Origin of the sequence: Hydrogenophaga sp. OTU3427, assembly GCF_038440225.1 — a bacterium.
Lineage (GTDB): Bacteria > Pseudomonadota > Gammaproteobacteria > Burkholderiales > Burkholderiaceae_C > Hydrogenophaga.
Map to the genome: position 1 here is coordinate 21,731 of NZ_JASATI010000016.1, position 19,014 is coordinate 40,744.

At 67.7% G+C, this 19,014-nt stretch carries 16 protein-coding genes; 10 read left to right on the top strand and 6 right to left on the bottom strand.

Features of this window, described 5'->3' with window-relative positions; genetic code table 11:
- Positions 1-109 precede the first annotated feature (109 nt).
- Both AAHB17_RS11355 and AAHB17_RS11360 read left to right on the top strand, forming a co-directional pair.
- Positions 110-913 carry an SDR family oxidoreductase gene (locus AAHB17_RS11355; RefSeq protein WP_342130687.1) on the top strand — a complete coding sequence of 268 codons (804 nt, stop codon included), beginning with the start codon at positions 110-112 and terminating at the stop codon, positions 911-913.
- 3 nt (positions 914-916) lie between these two features.
- Complete coding sequence (locus AAHB17_RS11360; RefSeq protein WP_342130688.1) at positions 917-1,777, top strand: alpha/beta hydrolase; 861 nt, start codon at positions 917-919, stop codon at positions 1,775-1,777.
- Between the two features lie 4 nt (positions 1,778-1,781).
- Here AAHB17_RS11360 and AAHB17_RS11365 read toward each other — a convergent pair whose 3' ends face one another.
- Positions 1,782-2,693 (bottom strand): LysR family transcriptional regulator, encoded by a 912-nt coding sequence (locus AAHB17_RS11365; RefSeq protein ID WP_342130689.1) that lies wholly within the window; start codon positions 2,691-2,693, stop codon positions 1,782-1,784.
- 137 nt (positions 2,694-2,830) lie between these two features.
- Between AAHB17_RS11365 and AAHB17_RS11370 the strand changes: the two genes are divergently transcribed.
- From AAHB17_RS11370 to AAHB17_RS11380, 3 genes are read left to right on the top strand one after another with little or no spacing between them, the layout of a single operon-like run.
- Positions 2,831-4,540: an alkaline phosphatase family protein gene (locus AAHB17_RS11370; protein ID WP_342130690.1), complete on the top strand. Its 1,710-nt coding sequence runs from the start codon at positions 2,831-2,833 to the stop codon at positions 4,538-4,540.
- The gene (locus tag AAHB17_RS11375) at positions 4,533-4,982 is read left to right on the top strand and encodes a cupin domain-containing protein (protein ID WP_342130691.1); all 450 of its coding nucleotides are present in this window, start codon (positions 4,533-4,535) and stop codon (positions 4,980-4,982) included. The genes AAHB17_RS11370 and AAHB17_RS11375 overlap by 8 nt, the downstream gene beginning before the upstream one ends.
- Positions 4,983-5,015: 33 nt before the next feature.
- The gene (locus AAHB17_RS11380; protein WP_342130692.1) at positions 5,016-5,990 is read left to right on the top strand and encodes a Bug family tripartite tricarboxylate transporter substrate binding protein; all 975 of its coding nucleotides are present in this window, start codon (positions 5,016-5,018) and stop codon (positions 5,988-5,990) included.
- A gap of 23 nt (positions 5,991-6,013) precedes the next feature.
- Here AAHB17_RS11380 and AAHB17_RS11385 read toward each other — a convergent pair whose 3' ends face one another.
- Positions 6,014-6,937 (bottom strand): DMT family transporter, encoded by a 924-nt coding sequence (locus tag AAHB17_RS11385; RefSeq protein WP_342130693.1) that lies wholly within the window; start codon positions 6,935-6,937, stop codon positions 6,014-6,016.
- Between the two features lie 100 nt (positions 6,938-7,037).
- Between AAHB17_RS11385 and AAHB17_RS11390 the strand changes: the two genes are divergently transcribed.
- The gene (locus AAHB17_RS11390; protein WP_342130694.1) at positions 7,038-8,030 is read left to right on the top strand and encodes a quinone oxidoreductase family protein; all 993 of its coding nucleotides are present in this window, start codon (positions 7,038-7,040) and stop codon (positions 8,028-8,030) included.
- A 9-nt stretch (positions 8,031-8,039) separates the two neighbouring features.
- On the opposite strand, the gene AAHB17_RS11395 is transcribed toward AAHB17_RS11390, so the two are convergent.
- From AAHB17_RS11395 to AAHB17_RS11410, 4 genes are all read right to left on the bottom strand, one after another.
- Entirely contained in the window at positions 8,040-9,686 is a 1,647-nt protein-coding gene (locus AAHB17_RS11395) for a Na/Pi cotransporter family protein (RefSeq protein WP_342130695.1), read from the bottom strand.
- 61 nt (positions 9,687-9,747) lie between these two features.
- Positions 9,748-10,278 (bottom strand): signal peptidase II, encoded by a 531-nt coding sequence (lspA, locus tag AAHB17_RS11400; RefSeq protein ID WP_342130696.1) that lies wholly within the window; start codon positions 10,276-10,278, stop codon positions 9,748-9,750.
- Positions 10,278-13,178, bottom strand: a complete 2,901-nt coding sequence (ileS, locus tag AAHB17_RS11405; RefSeq protein ID WP_342130697.1) for an isoleucine--tRNA ligase — start codon at positions 13,176-13,178, stop codon at positions 10,278-10,280. Before ileS ends, lspA begins: the two co-directional genes overlap by 1 nt.
- Before the next feature lie 117 nt (positions 13,179-13,295).
- Positions 13,296-14,402 (bottom strand): bifunctional riboflavin kinase/FAD synthetase, encoded by a 1,107-nt coding sequence (locus tag AAHB17_RS11410; RefSeq protein WP_342130698.1) that lies wholly within the window; start codon positions 14,400-14,402, stop codon positions 13,296-13,298.
- Positions 14,403-14,552: 150 nt separating this feature from the next.
- Between AAHB17_RS11410 and AAHB17_RS11415 the strand changes: the two genes are divergently transcribed.
- The 4 genes from AAHB17_RS11415 to AAHB17_RS11430 all read left to right on the top strand — a co-directional run bounded on the left by AAHB17_RS11415 (position 14,553) and on the right by AAHB17_RS11430 (position 19,014).
- Positions 14,553-15,110 carry an HNH endonuclease gene (locus tag AAHB17_RS11415; protein WP_342130699.1) on the top strand — a complete coding sequence of 186 codons (558 nt, stop codon included), beginning with the start codon at positions 14,553-14,555 and terminating at the stop codon, positions 15,108-15,110.
- Between the two features lie 112 nt (positions 15,111-15,222).
- On the top strand, positions 15,223-16,347 hold the full coding sequence (locus tag AAHB17_RS11420; RefSeq protein WP_342130700.1) for a TRAP transporter substrate-binding protein: 1,125 nt from the start codon (positions 15,223-15,225) through the stop codon (positions 16,345-16,347).
- A gap of 67 nt (positions 16,348-16,414) precedes the next feature.
- Positions 16,415-17,035, top strand: a complete 621-nt coding sequence (locus AAHB17_RS11425) for a TRAP transporter small permease subunit (RefSeq protein ID WP_342130701.1) — start codon at positions 16,415-16,417, stop codon at positions 17,033-17,035.
- A complete protein-coding gene (locus AAHB17_RS11430) occupies positions 17,032-19,014 on the top strand; it encodes a TRAP transporter large permease (protein WP_342130702.1) in 1,983 nt (660 codons plus the stop codon). Before AAHB17_RS11425 ends, AAHB17_RS11430 begins: the two co-directional genes overlap by 4 nt.

Consider the following 19,014-nt stretch of genomic DNA (forward strand, 5'->3'; position numbering starts at 1 on the left):
CGCAGACCACCCGAAAAAGGCACTTGCCCTTCGGGTTGTGACGCAATCTCCAAAAAGACATTGAACAGGCTCTGAGGCTATTCTTTTTCATTTCAACGGAGATTCCGACATGGATCTGGGCATCACAGGCAAATGGGCGCTGGTGGGCGGCGCCAGCAAGGGACTGGGCTGGGGCTGCGCCAGCGCGCTGGTGCAGGAAGGCGTGAACGTGGTGGTGGTGGCGCGTGGCGCCGAGGCCCTGGACGCCGCCGCCGCCGGCCTGCGCGCCCAGGCCACCCGCGCCGGCCAGCAGGTGCTCGCGGTGGCCGCCGACATCACCAGCGCGGCCGGCCGCGAGGCCGCCTTCGGCGTGGCCGGCGGCCCGGGGCGCGATTTCGACATCGTCGTCACCAACGCCGGCGGCCCGCCGCCCGGCGATTTCCGCGCCTGGGACCGCGAGGCCTGGATCGCGGCCATCGACGCCAACATGCTCACGCCCATCGAGCTGATCAAGGCCACGGTGGACGGCATGGCCGCACGCGGCTTCGGACGCATCGTCAACATCACCTCGAGCGCGGTCAAGGCGCCGATCGACATCCTGGGCCTGAGCAACGGCGCGCGCACCGGCCTGACCGGTTTTGTCGCCGGCCTGTCGCGCAGCGGCATCGCCGCCCAGGGCGTGACCGTCAACAACCTGCTGCCCGGCGCCTTCGACACCGACCGCCTCAAGGGCACCATGAAGGGCGCGGCAGACAAAACCGGCCAGCCCATCGAGGCCATCATGGACGCGCGGCGCAAGACCATTCCGGCCAAGCGCTTCGGCACCCCAGAAGAGTTCGGCGCCATCTGCGCCTTCCTGTGCAGCCGCCAGGCCGGCTACATCACGGGCCAGAACGTGCTGGCCGATGGCGGGGCCTACCCAGGCACCTTCTGACCCATGGCACCCTTGGACGACCACCAGTTCCAGTACGTCGAGGGCCAGGGCCGCCCCGGCTTTGCCGCCCTGCTCTCGCAGTTCCAGCGCGACAGCGATCAGGTGGCCCGGCAGCCCGGTGCACAGCTTGACCTGCCCTACGGCGACCACCCCCGGCAGGTGCTGGACTGGTTTCCCGCCGAGGGTGCGGCACAGGGTGTGATGCTCTACCTGCACGCCGGTTACTGGCAGTCGCGCGACAAGTCGCTGTTCCGTTTTCTGGCGCCGGCTTTCCAGGCTCGGGGCTTTCATGTGGCGCTGGCCAACTACCCGCTGTGCCCCGAGGTATCGCTCGACGCGCTGATGTCGGCGGTGGCGCCCAGTGTGGCCGCGCTGGCCACACACGTGCGCCAACGCGGCGATGGCTCGCTGCCCCTGGTGGTGGCCGGCCACTCGGCGGGGGCGCACTTGGCCAGCGTGCTGGGCCTGACCCAGGGCGCGTTGGCGTCCGATGACCCGGCACGGGTGGATGGCGTCTGGGCCATCAGCGGCATCTACGACCTGGCGCCCCTGGTCCAAACCAGCCTGAACGAGAAACTGCGCCTCGATGCCGAGGCGGCGCGCCGGCTGTCGCCGTTGCGGATGGCGACCGCCGCGCCGGTGCCGGCCGTGTGGCTGGTGGGTGGGGCGGAAACGCCTGCGTTTCTGGCGCAGAACGCGCAGATGCACCAGCGGTGGCAGGGTGCGTTCAGCACATGTGTCGAGGTGCCCGGCGCCGACCACTTCACCGTGCTGCAGGACTGGGCCGCGCTGCGCGGACCACTGGCCGACACCTTCGATCGCTGGTGGGCACAGGTGCAAACCCGGCACCGGTGCAGGGCCTGAAGGCTCAGGCCTGGCGCGCCCGGCGCAAGGCCTTGGCCTCCTGCTCGAAGCTGTCCTTCAGTCGCTGGGTGGGCAGGGTCAACGGCCCATCGGTGCGCCGGAACAGGTGGATGGTGGTCTGTGGCAGCGGATCGGCAATGGGCAGCACCACCAGCCCGTTGCGTGGCCCGTGGCTGTCGAAAAACCGCTGGGGCATCAAGGCCACCGCGTCCATGCCGGGCAACACCGCCAGCAGGGTGGAGAAGGATTCACACTCCAGGGTCACGCGCGGCGGCGGCAGGCCGCGATCTTCCAGCGCCAGGTGCACCGGGTCGCCCGGGCCGTGCACCGGCCCGGTGAGCACCCAAGAGGCCGCGCCCAGATCGGCCAGGTGCCGGCATGTGGCCAGGGGGTGGCCTTCGCGGGCGGCAATCACTTCGGGGCTGTCGATCAGGGCCTGCACTTCCAGGTCGGGCCCCAGACCACTGGCGGGCAAGGGGCCGAGCGCCAGGTCCAGCTCGCCCGAACGCAGTTGCTGCAGCACCTTGGGGTAGAGCGCGTCCACCAGGCGCACCCGCACCTGGGGCCAGCGGCTCTGGAAACGGGCGATGGCGCGCGGCGCCAGCATCAGGGCCGCGGCCGGTGACACACCCACGGTGACCGTGGCCTGCGCGTGCTGGATGTGCCAGGACACCTCTTCACGGGCGCGCTCGATCTCGCGCACCACGGTGGCCGCGCGGGCCGCCAGCAGTTCACCGGCGGGCGCCAACCGCACGCCCTTGGGCGTGCGCACCACCAGGGCCGTGCCGAACTCGTCCTCCAGCTGCTTGAGCGCCTTGGTCAGCGCCGGCTGGGTGACGTTGAGGGTCTGGGCCGATGCGCGCAGGCTGCCGGTCTGGGCCAGCGCCAACAGCAGGTGCAGATGTTGCAGTCGCATGGTGTCTGGGCGCCGTTGGCCCGCGTGGTGGAGCGATAACCCATGGTAATCGACTTGAGAAAAAGCGATTGGATCGCCGCACACGAGCGCCCTAGCATGAACCCATCAATCGGCAGCCCGCCTGCAAGGAGTACAGCGTGAAGTCCCCCGTCAAGAACATCCTGTTCATCATGTGCGATCAGCTGCGCGCCGATCACCTGTCGTGTTTTGGCCACCCGCGCTTGCACACGCCGAATCTCGACCGCCTGGCCGCGCGCGGCGTGATCTTCGACCGCGCCTACGTCAACTCCCCCGTGTGTGGCCCCTCGCGCATGAGCTACTACACCGGCCGCTACGTGCATTCGCACGGCGCCAGCTGGAACTTCGTGCCGCTCAAGGCCGGCGAGATGACCATCGGCGACCACCTGCGCCCGCTGGGTGTGCAGTCGGTGCTGGTCGGCAAGACCCACATGCGGGCCGATCTGGCCGGCATGTCCCGCCTGGGCATCGACCCGCAATCGCAGATCGGCGTGCGCATCGCCGAATGTGGCTTCGACCCCTTTGAGCGCGACGACGGCATCCACCCCTACTCCGGCCACGACCCCGACCCCAGCTACAGCGACTACCTGCGGCGCAACGGCTTCGACGGCGACAACCCCTGGGAGCGCTGGGCCAACTCGACCGAGGACGCCGACGGCACGCTGCGCTCGGGCTGGTTCCTCAAGTACAGCAACCGCCCGGCGCGCATTCCCGACGAGCACTCGGAAACGCCCTACATCACCCGCCGGGCGATGGACTTCATCCGCGAGGCGGGTGAGCAGCCCTGGTGCCTGCACCTGTCCTACATCAAGCCCCACTGGCCCTACGTCGTGCCCGAGCCCTACGCCAGCATGTACACCGCCGCCGACGCGCTACCGGTGGTGCGCAGCGAGGCCGAGCGCGACAACCCGCACCCGGTCTACGCCGCCATGATGGACCACCGGGTGTCACAGACGTTTTCCCGCGAGGGCGTGCGCGACGCGGTGATGCCGGGCTACATGGGCCTGATCAAACAGATCGACGACCAGATGGGGGTGCTGTTCCAGTTCCTGGAGGACCAGGGGCTGATGGACAAGACCATGATCGTCTTCACCTCCGACCACGGCGACTACCTGGGCGACCACTGGATGGGCGAGAAGGACCTGTTCCACGAGCCCGTCATCAAGGCGCCGCTGATCGTCTACGACCCGGACCCACGGGCCGACGCCACACGTGGCAGCCGCTGCCAGGCGCTGGTGGAGGCGGTCGACATCGCGCCCACCTTTCTGGATGTCTGCGGCGGGCCGGCCGTGCCCCACATCATGGACGGGCGTTCCCTGCGCCCCCTGCTGTTCGGCCAGGCCCCGGCCGACTGGCGCACCGAGGTGGTGTGCGAATACGACTTCTCCTTCCAGGACTCGCGCATCGCCCTGGCCACGCCACCGCGCGACGCCTGGATGCGCATGGTCCGCGACACACGCTGGAAATACGTGCTGTTCGAGAACTTCCGCCCGATGCTGTTCGACCTGCTGAACGACCCCAACGAGTTCCACGACCTCGGCGCCTCCACCGCACCCGAACACGTGGCCGCCATGCAACGCCTGCACGAGGCCCTGTTCCGCTGGGCGCGCCAGCCCCGCCAGCGCGTGACCGTCCCGGACGGCGCCATCGAGTCCATCGAGGTGCAGGCACGCATCACCGAGGGCGGCATCCTGATCGGCTACTGGGACGAGGACGACCTGGCCCAGGCCCGCCAGCACTTCAAACCCCGTTTTGCCTCCCACAACCCCCTGGTCAAGCCGACGCTGGACCGCCTGACGCAGCAAGAAGGAGTCACCCAAGATGCATGAAACGCCCGCCATCACCCGCAAGAACCAGAGCCTGGACAGCGTGTCCTGGAACATCCTGGGCCAGGTCTACACGCCCAAGCAGATGACCGAGGACAGCTTCTCGTGGCACGCCACCTTCCCCGAGGAGACCTTTGTGCCGCCCCACGTGCACCCGCACCAGGACGAGTACATCTTTGTGCTGGAAGGGCGCATCGACCTGATCCTGGACGGCAAGACCACCTCGGCCTCGGCCGGTGATCTGGTGCGCATGCCGCGAGGCATCCCGCATGCGTTCTTCAACAACTCGGGCGCACCGGCACAGGCCCTGTTCTGGGCGGCGCCGGCCGGCAAGCTGGTCGACCTCTACCGCCGCATCCACAACATGTCCAGCCCGGCCGAAGTGGTCAAGGTGGCGCGTGAATACGATGTCGTGTTCATGCCGCCCATCTCGTCCGCCGCCTGACCGCTTATTTGCTCATCCACCAAGGACGCCCCCATGATCCAACGCAGACACCTGATGGGTGCACTGGCCGCCGCACCCTGGGTGGGCACGCTGCCCGCCCGGGCGCAGACCTACCCCGAGCGGGCCGTCAAAATCATCGTGCCCTTGCCACCCGGCAGCCCGCCCGACGTGCTGGCGCGGCTGGTGGCCGAGGGCCTGTCACGCACGTGGAAACAACCCGTGGTGGTGGACAACCGGCCCGGCGCCACGGGCATGATCGGCATGCAGGCGCTGGCCCGCTCGGCACCCGACGGCTACACCATGGGCGTGCTCTTCCTCACACACACGGTGTTGCCCGAACTGATCGGCCCCCTGCCCTACGACACCGCCAACGACCTGGCCCCGGTGGCCAACCTGGTGTGGCTGTACAACGTGCTGGTCGTGCCGGCGGCCTCGCCAGTGCAATCGCTCAAAGACCTGACCGACCGCGCCCGCGCCCAGCCCGGCGCACTGACCTACGCCTCGGGCGGCAACGGCTCGCCCGCGCACCTGGTGGGCGAATCCTTTGGCCAGGCCAGCAAGACCAAGATGCTGCACGTGCCCTTCAAGGGCCCGGCCGAGGCGGTGACCGCGCTGCTGGGCGACCAGGTGTCGGCCATGTTTGCCACCACGTCGGTGGCGGCTCCCCTGGTTCGCGCGGGCAAGCTGCGCGCCATCGCGGTCACCAGCCCACAGCGCCTGACCGCGTTGCCCGGCGTGCCCACGCTGTCGGAAAGCGGCCTGGGCGACATCGAACTGCGCGAATGGGAAGGCCTGGTGGCGCCGACCGGCACCCCTCGCGCCATCATCGAGCAGTGGAACCAGGCGCTGTTTCAGGTGCTGGCCGCGCCCGAGCTGCGTGCGAAGCTGGCCGACCTGGGCATGTCGGTGGCAGCACCCAACCGGCCCGACGAGTTCTCGGCCCTGATCCGCCAGGAGCTGGCGCACTGGGGCCGGTTCGTCAAGGCCTCGGGCCTCAAGCCCGGTTGAGCCGGCACGCCACGGCGCCGGCCTCAGCGCCGGGACGACACCACAATCCCCGCCACGATCAGCACGAAGGCCAGCGCGTGGTAGGCGTGCGGCAGTTCGCCCAGCACCAGGGCCGACATGATGGCCGCGAACACGGGCGACAGGTTGCCAAAGAAGGCAGCCACCGCCGGGCCGGCGCGCTGCACGCCGGCACCCCAGCAGCGGAAGGCCACCAGCGCCGGCCCGACGGCCACGTACACCAGGGCCGCGGCCAGCGGCCAGCCCCACTGGATGTGCCGCGGCGTGGCGCCGGCACCGGGCAGCAGCCATTCACCGGCGCTGGCCAGGCCGGACCAGACCACGCCGAACCCGATCTGCGCCAGCAGGAAGGCGGCCCAGTCGTTGCGGATCGCCTCGGGCTCCTTGTGCTGGGTCAACATCCAGCTGTAGAACGCCCAGATGGCGGTGGCCAGCAGCATCCAGGCGTCGCCCGGCACCAGGCGGATGGCCAGCAGCTGGCCGAGGTCGCCGCGCGAGAGCACCACCAGCACACCCGTGAGCGAGAGGGCCGCGCCCAGCAGCGCGCGCCGCGTGATCGTGGCACCAAAGCTCAGGCGTCCGACCAGCAGCATGAACAGCGGCATGCTGGCCGCCACCAGGGTCACGTTGATGGGGGTGGAGGTCTGCAGTGCCAGGTACTGCAGTGCGTTGTAGCAGCCCACGCCCAGCAGGCCCAGCACCGCGAAACGCCGCCAGTGGGGCCACAGCCCGCTGTCGGCGCGCCAGACCCAGGGCGCCAGTGGCAGCAGCAGCACGAAGGCCAGCGTCCAGCGCAGGAAGTTGAGCGTGATCGGGGGCACCAGATCGTGGACCAGCCGGCCCACCACCGCGTTGCCGGCCCAGAGCAACGGTGGCAGGGTCAGCAGCAAGGCGGTGACGGGGGTGAGACGGGGGCGGCTGTCGGACATGGGACTGGACTGTAGCCGTTGCCCGCCCCCACGCCCGGCAAGGCCGAAAGGATCGTGGCAACATGCGGGGCTTTTCTGCCCCCAACCGGAGAGACTACACATGAGCCAGAGCAGCCGCGCCGTGCGCATCCACCGCACCGGTGGCCCCGAAGAAATGGTCATCGACACCGTGACCGTCGGTGAGCCCGGCCCGGGCCAGGTGCGCATACGCCACCACGCCATCGGCCTGAACTTCATCGACGTCTACCAGCGCACCGGCCTCTACAACAACCCGCTGCCGCTGCAGCTGGGCATGGAAGGCGCCGGCGTGATCGAGGCCGTGGGCGAGGGGGTCACGCACCTCCAGGCGGGCGACCGCGCCGCCTACGCGTCCAACCCGCCCGGCAGCTACTGCGACGTGCGCGTGATGCCGGCCATGAACGTCTGCCGGCTGCCCGACGCCATCTCCTTCGAGACCGGCGCGGCCATGATGCTCAAGGGCCTGACCGCGCAGTACCTGCTCAAGCGCAGCCGGCCGGTCGAAGGCCTGGAGCCGGGCGACTTCGTGCTGTTCCACGCCGCCGCCGGCGGTGTCGGCCTGATCGCCTGCCAGTGGGCCAAGGCCCTGGGCCTGCAGTTGATCGGCACCGCCGGCAGCGACGAGAAATGCGCCCTGGCCAAGTCGCTGGGCGCGGCCCACGTCATCAACTACCGCACCGAGAATTTCACTGCCCGGGTCAAGGAGATCACCGGCGGCCAGGGCGTCAAGGTGGTCTACGACAGCGTGGGCAAGGACACCTGGGACGGCTCGCTGGACTGCCTGCGCCCCTTCGGCCTGATGGTCAGCTTTGGCAACGCCTCGGGCCCCGTGCCGCCCTTCGCACCCGGCATCCTGGGCGCCAAGGGCTCGATCTACGTGACTCGCCAGACCCTGTTCAGCCACATCGTCAAGCGCGAGATCACGCAGGCCATGGCCGACGACCTGTTCGCCGTGGTGGGCAGTGGCCAGGTGGACATCCGCATCGACCAGCGTTTTGCCCTGACCGATGTGCAGGCCGCGCACCGCAGCCTGGAATCGCGCGCCACCACCGGCTGCACCATCCTGCTGCCCTGACCCCCGCCCCTATTCCGGCTTGAAGGGCTCGCGCAGCCGGCTGGGGGCCAGCGCGCCGGCCGAGTCGAGGATGGGGTAGGCGATGGAGCAGATGTGCGAGTTGATGCGCTTGAGGTCGCTGATCAGGTCGATGTGCAAGGAGCTGCTCTCCATGGCCCCCAGCGTCTTGTCGGACAGGCGCACCAGGTGCGAGGTCGCGTACTCGCGCTCCAGGTCTCGGAAACGCGCCTTTTCCTCCAGCAGCTTCTGAGCGTCGCGCACGCTGCCGTTGAGGAACACGCTCATTCCCAGGCGCAGGTTGTCCAGCAGGCGCGCGTGCAGCTCGCAGATCTCGGCCATGCCGGCCTCGGAGAAATCGCGGCCCTTGCGGATCTTCTTGTCCTCGATGTCGAGCAGGATGCGCTCGACGATGTCGCCGACCTGCTCCATGTTGATGGTGAAGCTGATGATGTCGGTCCAGCGCCGCGCCTCTTCCTCGTTGAGCTGCTGGCGCGAGAGCTTGGTCAGGTAGTACTTGATGGCCGAGTAGAGGCTGTCCACCGTGTCGTCCAGCTTGCGCAACTCCTCGGCCAGCTTGAGATCGTTGGACTTGAGCACCGTGATCACGCCGCGCAGCATGGTCTCCACCATGTCGGCCTGGTGCATGGCCTCGCGCGCGGCGCACGAAATGGCCAGCGAGGGCGTGGCCAGGGCCGAGGGGTCGAGGTGGTTGGGCCGGCCCAGCGGCGTGCTGGTGGTGCGGGGCAGCAGCCGTTCGACCCAGCCGGCCACCGTCTGGGTCAGGCCGATGAAGATCACCGCCACCATGAGGTTGAAGCTCAAATGGAACAACACGGTCAGCACGGCCGGCTGGGGCACATAGGGCCTCACCAGCGCCAGCCAGGGGTTGATCAGGAAAATCGCCAGCACCACGCCCAGCAGCTTGAAGCAGAGGTTGCCCAGCGGCACCTGGCGCGTGGCCACGTTGGCGCGCAAAGTGGTCAGCACCGCCAGCAGCCCGCTGCCCAGATTGGCCCCCAGCACCAGGCCCAGCGCCACGTCCACGCTGATGACCTGCAGCGCCAGCGTGGCCGTGAGCAGCACCACCGCCAGACTGGAATAGGACATGACCACGAGCACCGCGCCGACCACGATTTCCAGCATGCGGTCGCTGGCCAGGGACTTGAGCATGAGCTGGACCGCCTCGCTGCGCGTGAGCACGGTGGTGGCCTCGGTGATCAGCTCCAGCGCCAGCAGCATCAGGCCCAGGCCGATCAGCACGCGCCCGACATCGCCCACATGGCTGCCCTGGCGGACGATGAACAGCGTCACGCCCACGAAGATGCACAGCGGTGACAGCCAGGACAAATCAAATGAGAACACCACCGCCATCAGGGCGGTGCCCACGTCGGCCCCCAGCATCACCGCCAGCGCGGCCGGCAGCGCGATCAGGCCCTGGCCCACGAACGAGGATGTGATGAGGGCGGTGGCCGTGCTGGACTGAACCAGGGCGGTGACGCCCAGGCCCGACAGGGCAGCACTGAAGCGGTTGCCCATGCTGGTGGCCAGCATGTGCCGCAGGTTGCTGCCAAAGACCCGGAGGACCCCGGTGCGCACCAGGTGGGTGCCCCAGACCAGCAGCGCGATGGCCGCCAAAAGATTGAGCAAATATTTCATCTTGACAGTTGTGTGACTATATACCCGTCACACCCCTGTCGGCGCCGAAAAGTCCAGGTGTTCAACGGCTGCGCCGCACGCGCAGGATCTCGTCCAGGACCATGCAGATGGCGCCCAGCGTGATGGCCGAATCCGCGAGGTTGAAGGCCGGGAAGTGGCCGCCGGGAAACACCGCGGCCAGGAAGCGCCAGTGGAAATCCAGCATGTCGACCACGTAGCCGTGGGCCAGGCGGTCGATCACGTTGCCCAGGGCGCCGCCCAGGATGCAGGACAGCGCAAACGCAAACAGGCGCTGGCCGCCGTGGGCGCGCAGCATCCAGACGATGAAGGCCGCCGCGCCCAGGCCCAGTGCGGTGAAGAACCAACGCTGCCAGCCGCCGGCGCTGGCCAGGAAGGAGAAGGCCGCGCCGTGGTTGTGCACCCGCACGACGTTGAAGAACGAGGTCACGTAGGTCGCGTCGCCCAGGCGGTAGTAGCCCAGGATCAGGATCTTGGTGAACTGGTCGATCAGGATGATGGCCAGGGCCAGCCCCAGCCAGTGCAGCATGCCGGGACCGCCGCGGCCGGCGCCCTGCCCGCCTCTGACCGCCATCAGGCGTGGGCGCGGGTTTCGCCCGCGCCGTCGAGGTTGCTCACGCAGCGGCCACACAGCGTGGGGTGGGCGGCATGCTGGCCGACGTCGTCGGTGTAATGCCAGCAGCGCTCGCACTTGGTGGCGCTGCTGGGCAGCACGGTCACGGCCAGCGACTCGCCGTCGGCCACCGTCACCGACGAGGTGATGGTGACGAACTTGAGGTCGGCCCCGAGCGAGCGCAGCAGGGCCGCGTCGTCGGCACCGGCGGTGATGGTCAGCGTGGCCTGCAGCGACGCGCCCACGGCGCCGGTGGTGCGCACGGCCTCGATCTCCTTGTTGGCCAGGTCGCGGATGGCGCGGATGCGGGCCCACTTGGCCAGCAGGCCCTCGTTGGGCGTGGGCAGCGCGGAGAAGGTCTCGAAGAAGATCGAGCCCTGGTTCTGGTCGCCGACGAAATGGGCCCAGGCCTCCTCGGCCGTGAAGCTCAGGAAAGGCGCCATCCAGCGCAGCATGGCGTGGGTGATCTGGTGCAGCGCGGTCTGGGCGCTGCGCCGGGCCAGGCTCTTGGGCGCGGTGGTGTAGAGGCGGTCCTTGAGCACATCGAGGTAGAAGGCGCCCAGGTCTTCCGAGCAATACACCTGCAGCTTGCTCACCACCGGGTGGAACTCGTAGACGTCGAAGTGGCGCAGGATGTCGGCCTGCAACTCGCTGGCGCGGGCCAGGGCGTAGCGGTCGATCTCCAGCATCTGCCCCAGCGGCACGGTGTCCGTGGCCGGGTTGAAGTCGGCCGTGTTGGCCATCAGGAATCGCAGGGTGTTGCGGATGCGGCGGTAGGCGTCGACCACGCGGGCCAGGATCTTGTCGTCGATGTTGAGGTCGCCCGAGTAGTCGGTGCTGGCCACCCACAGGCGCACGATCTCGGCGCCCAGCTTGCTGGTCACACTCTGCGGCTCGACCGTGTTGCCCAGGCTCTTGCTCATCTTGCGGCCCTGGCCGTCGGTGGCGAAGCCGTGGGTCAGCAGGCCCTTGTAGGGCGCGCGGTCGTAGAGCGCGCAGCCCAGCAGCAGCGAGCTGTGGAACCAGCCCCGGTGCTGGTCGTGGCCTTCGAGGTAGAGGTCGGCCTCGGGGCCTTCGGCGTGGCTGGCGCCGTTGGGGTAGGCGTGGGCGTGGCTGCCACGCAGCACGTGCCAGAAGGTGGAGCCGGAGTCGAACCAGACCTCCAGGATGTCGGTGCTCTTGGTGTAGTGCGGCGCGTCGTCAGCGCCCAGGATCTCTTCGGCCGTGACGCGGCTCCAGGCTTCGATGCCGCCCTTTTCCACGATGTCGGCCGCCTGGTCGAGGATGGCCATGGTGTTGGGGTGCAGCTCGCCCGAATCCTTGTGCAGGAAGAAGGGCACGGGCACGCCCCAGCTGCGCTGGCGCGAGATGCACCAGTCCGGCCGGTTGGCGATCATGTCGCGCAGGCGGGTCTTGCCATTCTCGGGGTAGAAGTGCGTGTGGTCGATGGCGTCCAGCGCGAGCTGGCGCAGGGTCTTGGGCGCCTTGTCTTTCGTGAACACGCCCTCGCCTTCATCCATGCGCACGAACCACTGGGCGGCGGCGCGGTAGATCACCGGCGTCTTGTGGCGCCAGCAGTGCGGGTAGCTGTGCGTGATGCGCACGGTGGCCAGCAGGCGGCCAGCGTTCTTGAGCGCATCCAGGATGACCGGCACGGCCTTCCAGATGTGCTGGCCGCCGAACAGCGGGAAGTCGGCCGCGTAGGTGCCGTTGCCCTGCACCGGGTTGAGGATGTCGTCGTACTTGAGGCCGTTGGCCACGCAGGAGTTGAAGTCGTCCACGCCATAGGCCGGCGAGGAGTGGACGATGCCGGTGCCGTCGGCGTCGCTCACGTACTCGGCCAGATAGACCGGCGACAGGCGGCGGTAGCCGGCGTCGACGTCGAACAGCGGGTGGCGGAAGTTCAGGCCGCCCAGCGCCGTGCCCTGGGCGGTGGCCAGCACCTGGCCGCTCAGGCCAAAACGCTCCAGGCACTTGTCGACCAGGGTTTCGGCCAGCACCAGGCAGCCCAGGGGCGTGTCGACCAGGGCGTAGGTCAGCTCGGGGTGGGCGTTGAGGGCCTGGTTGGCGGGGATGGTCCAGGCGGTGGTGGTCCAGATGACGGCAAAACCCGACTTGCCGGTCGGCAGCGCGCCCAGGCCGAAGGCGGCCGCCAGCTTGGCCGCATCGTCGGTCTCGAAGGCCACGTCCAGCGTGTCGCTCTGCTTGTCGGCGTATTCGATCTCGAACTCGGCCAGCGAGGAGCCGCAGTCGAAACACCAGTAGACCGGCTTGAGGCCCCGGTAGACGAAGCCGCGCTCGATCACGCGCTTGAAGGCGCGGATCTCACCTGCCTCGTTGGCCGGGTCCATGGTCCGGTAGGGGCGTTCCCAGTCGCCCAACACGCCCAGGCGCTTGAAATCCTCGCGCTGCTGGGCGATCTGTTCGGTGGCGAAGGCGCGGCTCTTGGCCTGCATGTCGTCGCGGCCCAGGTTGCGGCCGTGCAGCTTTTCAATGGCGTTCTCGATCGGCAGGCCGTGGCAGTCCCAGCCCGGGATGTACTGGGCGTCAAAACCGGCCAGTTGGCGGCTCTTGACGATCATGTCCTTGAGCACCTTGTTCAGCGCGTGGCCAATGTGCAGCTTGCCGTTGGCGTAGGGCGGACCGTCGTGCAGCACGAACAGGGGCGCGCCCTGGCGGGCGTCGCGCAGGCGCTTGTAGAGGCCACCCCCGTTCCAGTCGGCCACCCAGGCCGGCTCGCGCTTGGGCAGGTCGCCGCGCATGGGGAAGGCCGTGTCGGGCATGTTCAGCGTGGCACGGTAGGCGCCACCGCTGGCTTCGGGTTTGCCGGCGGGTGCGGCCGGTTGTTTGGCGTCGGACATGACAGGGGTTCCGTGTGGCATCGACAAGCTCAGCCCGGGCGGTGCGGGAGGGGACTGGGGAATACAAGCCGTTCGCCCTGAGCCTGTCGAAGGGCAGCGACCGGACTGACCGAAGCGTTAAATTCGGTCGCGCGTGGTCTGGCGGTGGGTCTGCGCGTAGGCCTGGCTCGGCAGCGAGGCAAAAAACGCGCGCGCGTCGTCGCAGTCCCGGGCGATGCCTGTTGTCAGGGCGTCCAGGCTGTCGTATTTCAGCTCGTCGTGCAGTTTGTGCAGCAGTTCCACGCGCACGATTTTACCGTAGGCCTCACCGTCGGCCCGGTGGCGCCCCAACTCGGCCCGCAGGGCCTGCGGCCAGTCCAGACAATGGGTTTCGAGCAGCACCCGCCCGCCGTTGACGTCGTCGGGGTCGAGCGAGGGGCGCACGCCCAGGTTGGCCACGCCCGGCAGCGGCGGTTCGGCGGGGTCGTCCCGGAGGCCGTGCACGTGGACTGCAAAAATGCCGCTGGCGGCCGGCTTCCAATGCGAGAACCGCAGGTTCAGGGTGCGGAAGCCGTCGCCCCGCCCGGGCGCGCTCTCGGCCAGCTGGCGGCCCAGCTTGCGCCCGTGCACCACATGGCCGCTGATGCTGTAGGGCCGCCCGAGCAGCGCGGCCACGTCGTTCATGCGCCCGGCGCCCAGGGCGTCGCGCACGGCCGAGCTGGACACCCGCAGGCCGTGCACCTCGTAGCTCTGCATGCGCGCCACGTCAAAACCACGCGCCATGCCGGCGGCGTCCAGCATGGCGTAGTCGCCCTGGCGCTGGGCCCCAAAGCGGAAATCGTCGCCCACGAGCACGTATTTCACCCCCAGGGCGCCCACCAGCACCTCGTCAATGAAGGCCTGGGCCGGCAGGCTGGCGAGTTTTTCGTTGAAGGGCAGCACCACGCAGCGGTCGACGCCGCAGCGGCGCAGCTCGGCCAGCTTGTCGCGCAGGGTCGCGATGCGGGCCGGGGCCAGTTCGGGCTTGTGGTGGCGCCCGGCGAAGTAGTCGCGTGGATGGGGCTCGAAGGTCATCACGCAACTGGGCACGCCGCGGTGACGGGCTTCGTTGTTGAGCAGGGCCAGCATGGCCTGGTGGCCACGGTGCACGCCGTCGAAATTGCCGATGGTCAGGGCGCAGGCGTCGGCACAGGCGTCATGGCGCAGGGCATGCTGCAGGTTGGCAAGGCCACGGATGATGTTCATGAAGCAAGACGGGACGCGTGCTGCGTTGCAGGGATTTCAGAGAACTGGCATGGTTTTGTCATGCAGGCGCGGTATATTGACACACGCAGGCGGTCCCGCCGCCCGGCAGCAATCCGATTTTCCCGTGGCCATGTTCGATGGAGGTGGGTTTTGAAGGTGTTGAAATTGTCCGCCCAGGGCTTGCCACAGTCGTGGATCAGCCTCGAAGAGGCCGTGTTGCACTACGCGGCGGACGAGGTGCGCTGGGAAATGGGGGCCGAAGTGGCGGTTTTCCATGGCGGCCACAACGCCATCACCGGCCGCCAGTCCATCATCGCGGTCAACTCCATCATCGGCACCAAGGGCGTGCCCAACATCAACCCCTTCGACCTGCGGCCCTCGTTGACCAACAGCAAGCTGTTCTCGCGCGACCGCAACCTCTGCGCCTACTGCGGCCACCCCTTCCACGAGGACGAGCTCACGCGCGAGCACATCGTGCCCATGGCCCAGCGCGGCCGCGACCACTGGATGAACGTGGTCACGGCCTGCAAGTCCTGCAACCACCGCAAGGGCAACCGCACGCCCGAGCAGGCCCACATGCCGCTGATGTACGCCCCCTACGTGCCCAGCCTGTGGGAAGACTTCATCCTGCGCAACCGCCGCATCCTGGCCGATCAGATGGAATTCCTGATGGCCCACCTGCCCAAGAGTTCGCGGCTGCACGCCTGAACCACCGGTCCGGCGGCACGCCGGAAATCGTCAACTCTCGGTGAAAACCCGCTCCAGAAGGTCTTTGATTTGCCCTCATCATTGGCATGCTAACAACCACTGGAGACAAGCCATGACCGTTGACAAGACCCCCTCCAAGGGCCGCCGCAACCTGATGAAGGGCGCCGCCGTCGCCGCGAGCGCGATGACCGCCCCCATGGTGGCCACCGCCCAGACCACCACCACCCTGCGCTTCCAGAGCACCTGGCCGGCGAAGGACATCTTCCACGAGTACGCCCAGGATTTCGCCAAGAAGGTGAACGACATGGCGGGCGGCAAGCTCAAGATCGAGGTGCTGCCTGCCGGCGCGGTGGTGCCGGCCTTCCAGCTGCTGGAGGCGGTGGCCAAGGGCACGCTGGACGGTGGCCACGGTGTGGTGGCCTACCACTACGGCAAGAACTCGGCGCTGGCGCTGTGGGGCTCGGGCCCGGCCTTTGGCATGGACCCCAACATGGTGCTGGCCTGGCACAACTATGGCGGCGGCAAGGCCCTGCTGGAAGAGGTCTACAAGAGCCTGAACCTGGACGTGGTGTCCTACCTCTACGGCCCCATGCCCTCGCAGCCTTTCGGCTGGTTCAAGAAGCCGATCGCCAAGGTCGAGGACATGAAGGGGGTGAAATTCCGCACCGTGGGACTGGCGGTGGACATGTACACCGACATGGGTGCCGCGGTGAACCCGCTGCCCGGCGGCGAGATCGTGCCGGCGCTGGACCGCGGACTGATCGATGGCGCCGAATTCAACAACGCCTCCAGTGACCGCGTGCTGGGCTTCCCCGATGTGGCCAAGAACTGCATGCTGCAGAGCTTCCACCAGAGCGGTGAACAGTTCGAGATCCTGTTCAACAAGGGCAAGCTCAATGCGCTGCCCACCGAACTCAAGGCCATCGTCGACTACGCGGTGCAGGCCGCCAGCGCCGACATGAGCTGGAAGGCCATCGAACGCAACTCGACGGACTACACCGAACTGAAGAAGCAGGGCGTGAAGTTCTACAAGACGCCAGACGCCATCCTGCGGGCACAGCTGGCGGCCTGGGACAAGATCATCGCGAAAAAGGGTGGCGAAAACCCGATGTTCAAGAAGATCCTGGATTCGCAGAAAGCCTTCGCGCAACGCGCCGGCCAGTGGCAGAACGACTACATGGTCGACTTCAAGATGGCCTACAACCACTACTTCGGCCGCAACGCCAAGAAGAGCTGACGCACCTCAAGATCGGGGGGGGGCGCCTTGAGGCGCCCCTTTCTGTTGGCTGTCGGGAGAAAAATCGATGCAATCCCTGTTGTTGGCGGTCGACCGCCTGTCCACCTGGTTCGGCAAGCTCTGCGCCTGGGCCGTGGTGGCGCTGACCCTGCTGATCAGTTGGGAGGTGTTTTCGCGCTACGCGCTGAACCAACCCCACGCCTGGGTGCTGGACGCGCAGATCATGATGTATGGCCTGCTGTTCATGGCGGCCGGCGCCTACACCCTGTCCAAGAACGGCCACGTGCGGGGCGACGTGCTCTACGGCTTCTTTCAGCCCCGCACCCAGGCCGCCATCGATCTGACGCTCTACATCCTGTTTTTCCTGCCCGGCATCGTCGCGCTGACCTGGGCCGGCTGGACCTTCGCCAACGAATCGCTGGCCATCCGGGAACAGACCTTCAATGCCGACCCGCTGCCGGTCTACCCGTTCAAGTTCGTGGTGCCCATTGCCGGCGCCTTCCTGCTGCTGCAGGGCGTGGTGGAAATCGTGCGCTGCGTGATGTGCCTGCAAACCGGCGTTTGGCCATCGCGTGACGATGACGTGGAAGAGGTCGACGTCGACAAACTCAAAGACATGGTGCAAGTGACCGACAAGGACATTGAAAACCTGGACCGCTACGTGGTGCAGAAAGGCGGCCAGCCATGAAAATTCGCAAGGAACTCTGGTTCGGCTTCAGCCTGATGGCGCTGATCGTGGCCGCCGTGCTGGTCATGGTGGTCAAGGTCGATGTCATGACCAACGGCCACTACGGCCTGCTGATGCTGTCCCTGGTGGTTGTCGCCATCATGCTGGGCTTCCCCACCGCCTTCACACTGATGGGCATGGGCATCCTCTTCGCCTTCTTCGCCTACCACTCGGGCGACCAGACCGCCAGCGGCGCGCTGAGGCAAACGCTGGACCTGATGGTGCAACGCGCCTTCTCGGTCATGAGCAACGACGTGCTGATCTCCATTCCGCTGTTCGTGTTCATGGGCTACCTGGTCGAACGCGCCAACCTGATCGCCAAGCTCTTCAGCAGCCTGCACCTGGCGCTGGCCCGCGTGCCCGGCTCGCTGGCGGTGGCCACCCTGGTCACCTGCGCGGTGTTCGCCACCGCCACCGGCATCGTGGGCGCGGTGGTCACGCTGATGGGCCTGCTGGCCATGCCGCAGATGCTCAAGGCCGGCTACGACGTGCGCCTGACCGCCGGCGTCATCACCGCCGGCGGCTGCCTGGGCATCCTGATCCCACCCTCGGTGCTACTGATCGTCTATGGCGCCACCGCCGGCGTATCGGTGGTGCAGCTCTACGCCGGCGCCTTCTTTCCCGGCATCATGCTGGCCGGCCTGTACATCGTCTACGCCATCGTCGTGGCCAAGGTCAAGCCGTCCTGGGCGCCCCCGCTGACGGCTGAGCAGCGCCACGTGCCGCTTCCGCTCGAACTGCTGAAACTGGGTGCCACTGGCGGCGCCTCCGCCCTGGCTGGTCTGCTCAGGGCGCTCAAGGGACACAACAACCAGGGCGTGGCCACCGGCTACATCCTGCGCCAACTGGGCATCGTGCTGCTGCCCGCGATGCTGTTCGCGGCGGTCGCCGTGCTCAGCCACCAGGCGGTCACGGCGGTCCAGGTGGACAGCGCCGCCGGCCTGACCAGCATGGATGAAATCGGTTCGGACAGTGGCCGCCAAAGCGGCAGCGATGCCCTGCCGGAACCCGAGGCCGAAGAAGGTGGCTTGAACGAACCCCCGTCCGAAACCGACGGCGGGCTGTCGGCCCCGCCCGGCAGCGAGACGCAAGCCTCCAAGGCGAGCGAAGCCGCGGCCAACGCCGTGGCACCGCCACCGGGCGCCCAGCCCGCGACGGCCGGCAGTGGCGAAGCCCCGACCGGCCAGCCTGCCCCCGCCGGCTACTGGATCGGTCTGGGCGTGGGTGCCGCAGCCCTCGCCCTGTTCTACGGCATCCTCAGCTACACCCGGCTGGAGGTGTTCAAGATGCTGCTGTCCAGCTTCTTTCCGCTGCTGGTCATGATCCTCGCGGTGCTGGGCTCCATCGTCTTCGGCCTGGCCACCCCCACCGAAGCGGCGGCCATTGGCGCGCTGGGCGGCTTCCTGCTGGCTGCCGCCTACAAACAGCTGAGCTTCAGCGTGGTCAAGGAAAGTGTGTTCCTCACCGCCAAGACCAGTGCCATGGTGTGCTGGCTGTTCGTTGGCTCGGCCATCTTCTCGGCCGCCTTCGCTCTGCTGGGCGGACAGGAACTGGTGGAACAGTGGGTGCTGGGCATGAACCTGTCCAAGACCGAGTTCCTGATCCTGAGCCAGGTGCTGATCTTCATCCTGGGCTGGCCGCTGGAGTGGACCGAGATCATCGTGATCTTCATGCCCATCTTCATCCCGCTGCTGGACAACTTCGGTGTCGATCCGCTGTTCTTCGGGCTGCTGGTGGCCCTGAACCTGCAAACGGCCTTCCTGAGCCCACCGGTGGCCATGAGCGCCTTCTATCTCAAGGGGGTGGCCCCCAAGCACGTGACGCTGAACCAGATCTTCGCCGGCATGCTGCCCTTCATGGGCATACAGATCGTGGCCATCGTGCTGCTCTACATGTTCCCCGGCATCGGCCTGTGGCTGCCCGAGGTCCTCTACAAGTAG

Excerpts from the sequence above, each read along its gene's own strand:
- AAHB17_RS11360 (WP_342130688.1), top strand. The coding sequence starts at position 917 with ATGGCACCCTTGGACGACCACCAGTTCCAGTACGTCGAGGGCCAGGGC.
- AAHB17_RS11410 (WP_342130698.1), bottom strand. The coding sequence starts at position 14,402 with ATGAACATCATCCGTGGCCTTGCCAACCTGCAGCATGCCCTGCGCCAT.
- AAHB17_RS11420 (WP_342130700.1), top strand. The coding sequence starts at position 15,223 with ATGACCGTTGACAAGACCCCCTCCAAGGGCCGCCGCAACCTGATGAAG.
- AAHB17_RS11425 (WP_342130701.1), top strand. The coding sequence starts at position 16,415 with ATGCAATCCCTGTTGTTGGCGGTCGACCGCCTGTCCACCTGGTTCGGC.
- lspA (WP_342130696.1), bottom strand. The coding sequence starts at position 10,278 with ATGGCGGTCAGAGGCGGGCAGGGCGCCGGCCGCGGCGGTCCCGGCATG.
- AAHB17_RS11390 (WP_342130694.1), top strand. The coding sequence starts at position 7,038 with ATGAGCCAGAGCAGCCGCGCCGTGCGCATCCACCGCACCGGTGGCCCC.
- AAHB17_RS11430 (WP_342130702.1), top strand. The coding sequence starts at position 17,032 with ATGAAAATTCGCAAGGAACTCTGGTTCGGCTTCAGCCTGATGGCGCTG.
- AAHB17_RS11395 (WP_342130695.1), bottom strand. The coding sequence starts at position 9,686 with ATGAAATATTTGCTCAATCTTTTGGCGGCCATCGCGCTGCTGGTCTGG.
- AAHB17_RS11355 (WP_342130687.1), top strand. The coding sequence starts at position 110 with ATGGATCTGGGCATCACAGGCAAATGGGCGCTGGTGGGCGGCGCCAGC.
- AAHB17_RS11380 (WP_342130692.1), top strand. The coding sequence starts at position 5,016 with ATGATCCAACGCAGACACCTGATGGGTGCACTGGCCGCCGCACCCTGG.
- AAHB17_RS11385 (WP_342130693.1), bottom strand. The coding sequence starts at position 6,937 with ATGTCCGACAGCCGCCCCCGTCTCACCCCCGTCACCGCCTTGCTGCTG.
- AAHB17_RS11365 (WP_342130689.1), bottom strand. The coding sequence starts at position 2,693 with ATGCGACTGCAACATCTGCACCTGCTGTTGGCGCTGGCCCAGACCGGC.
- ileS (WP_342130697.1), bottom strand. The coding sequence starts at position 13,178 with ATGTCCGACGCCAAACAACCGGCCGCACCCGCCGGCAAACCCGAAGCC.
- AAHB17_RS11375 (WP_342130691.1), top strand. The coding sequence starts at position 4,533 with ATGCATGAAACGCCCGCCATCACCCGCAAGAACCAGAGCCTGGACAGC.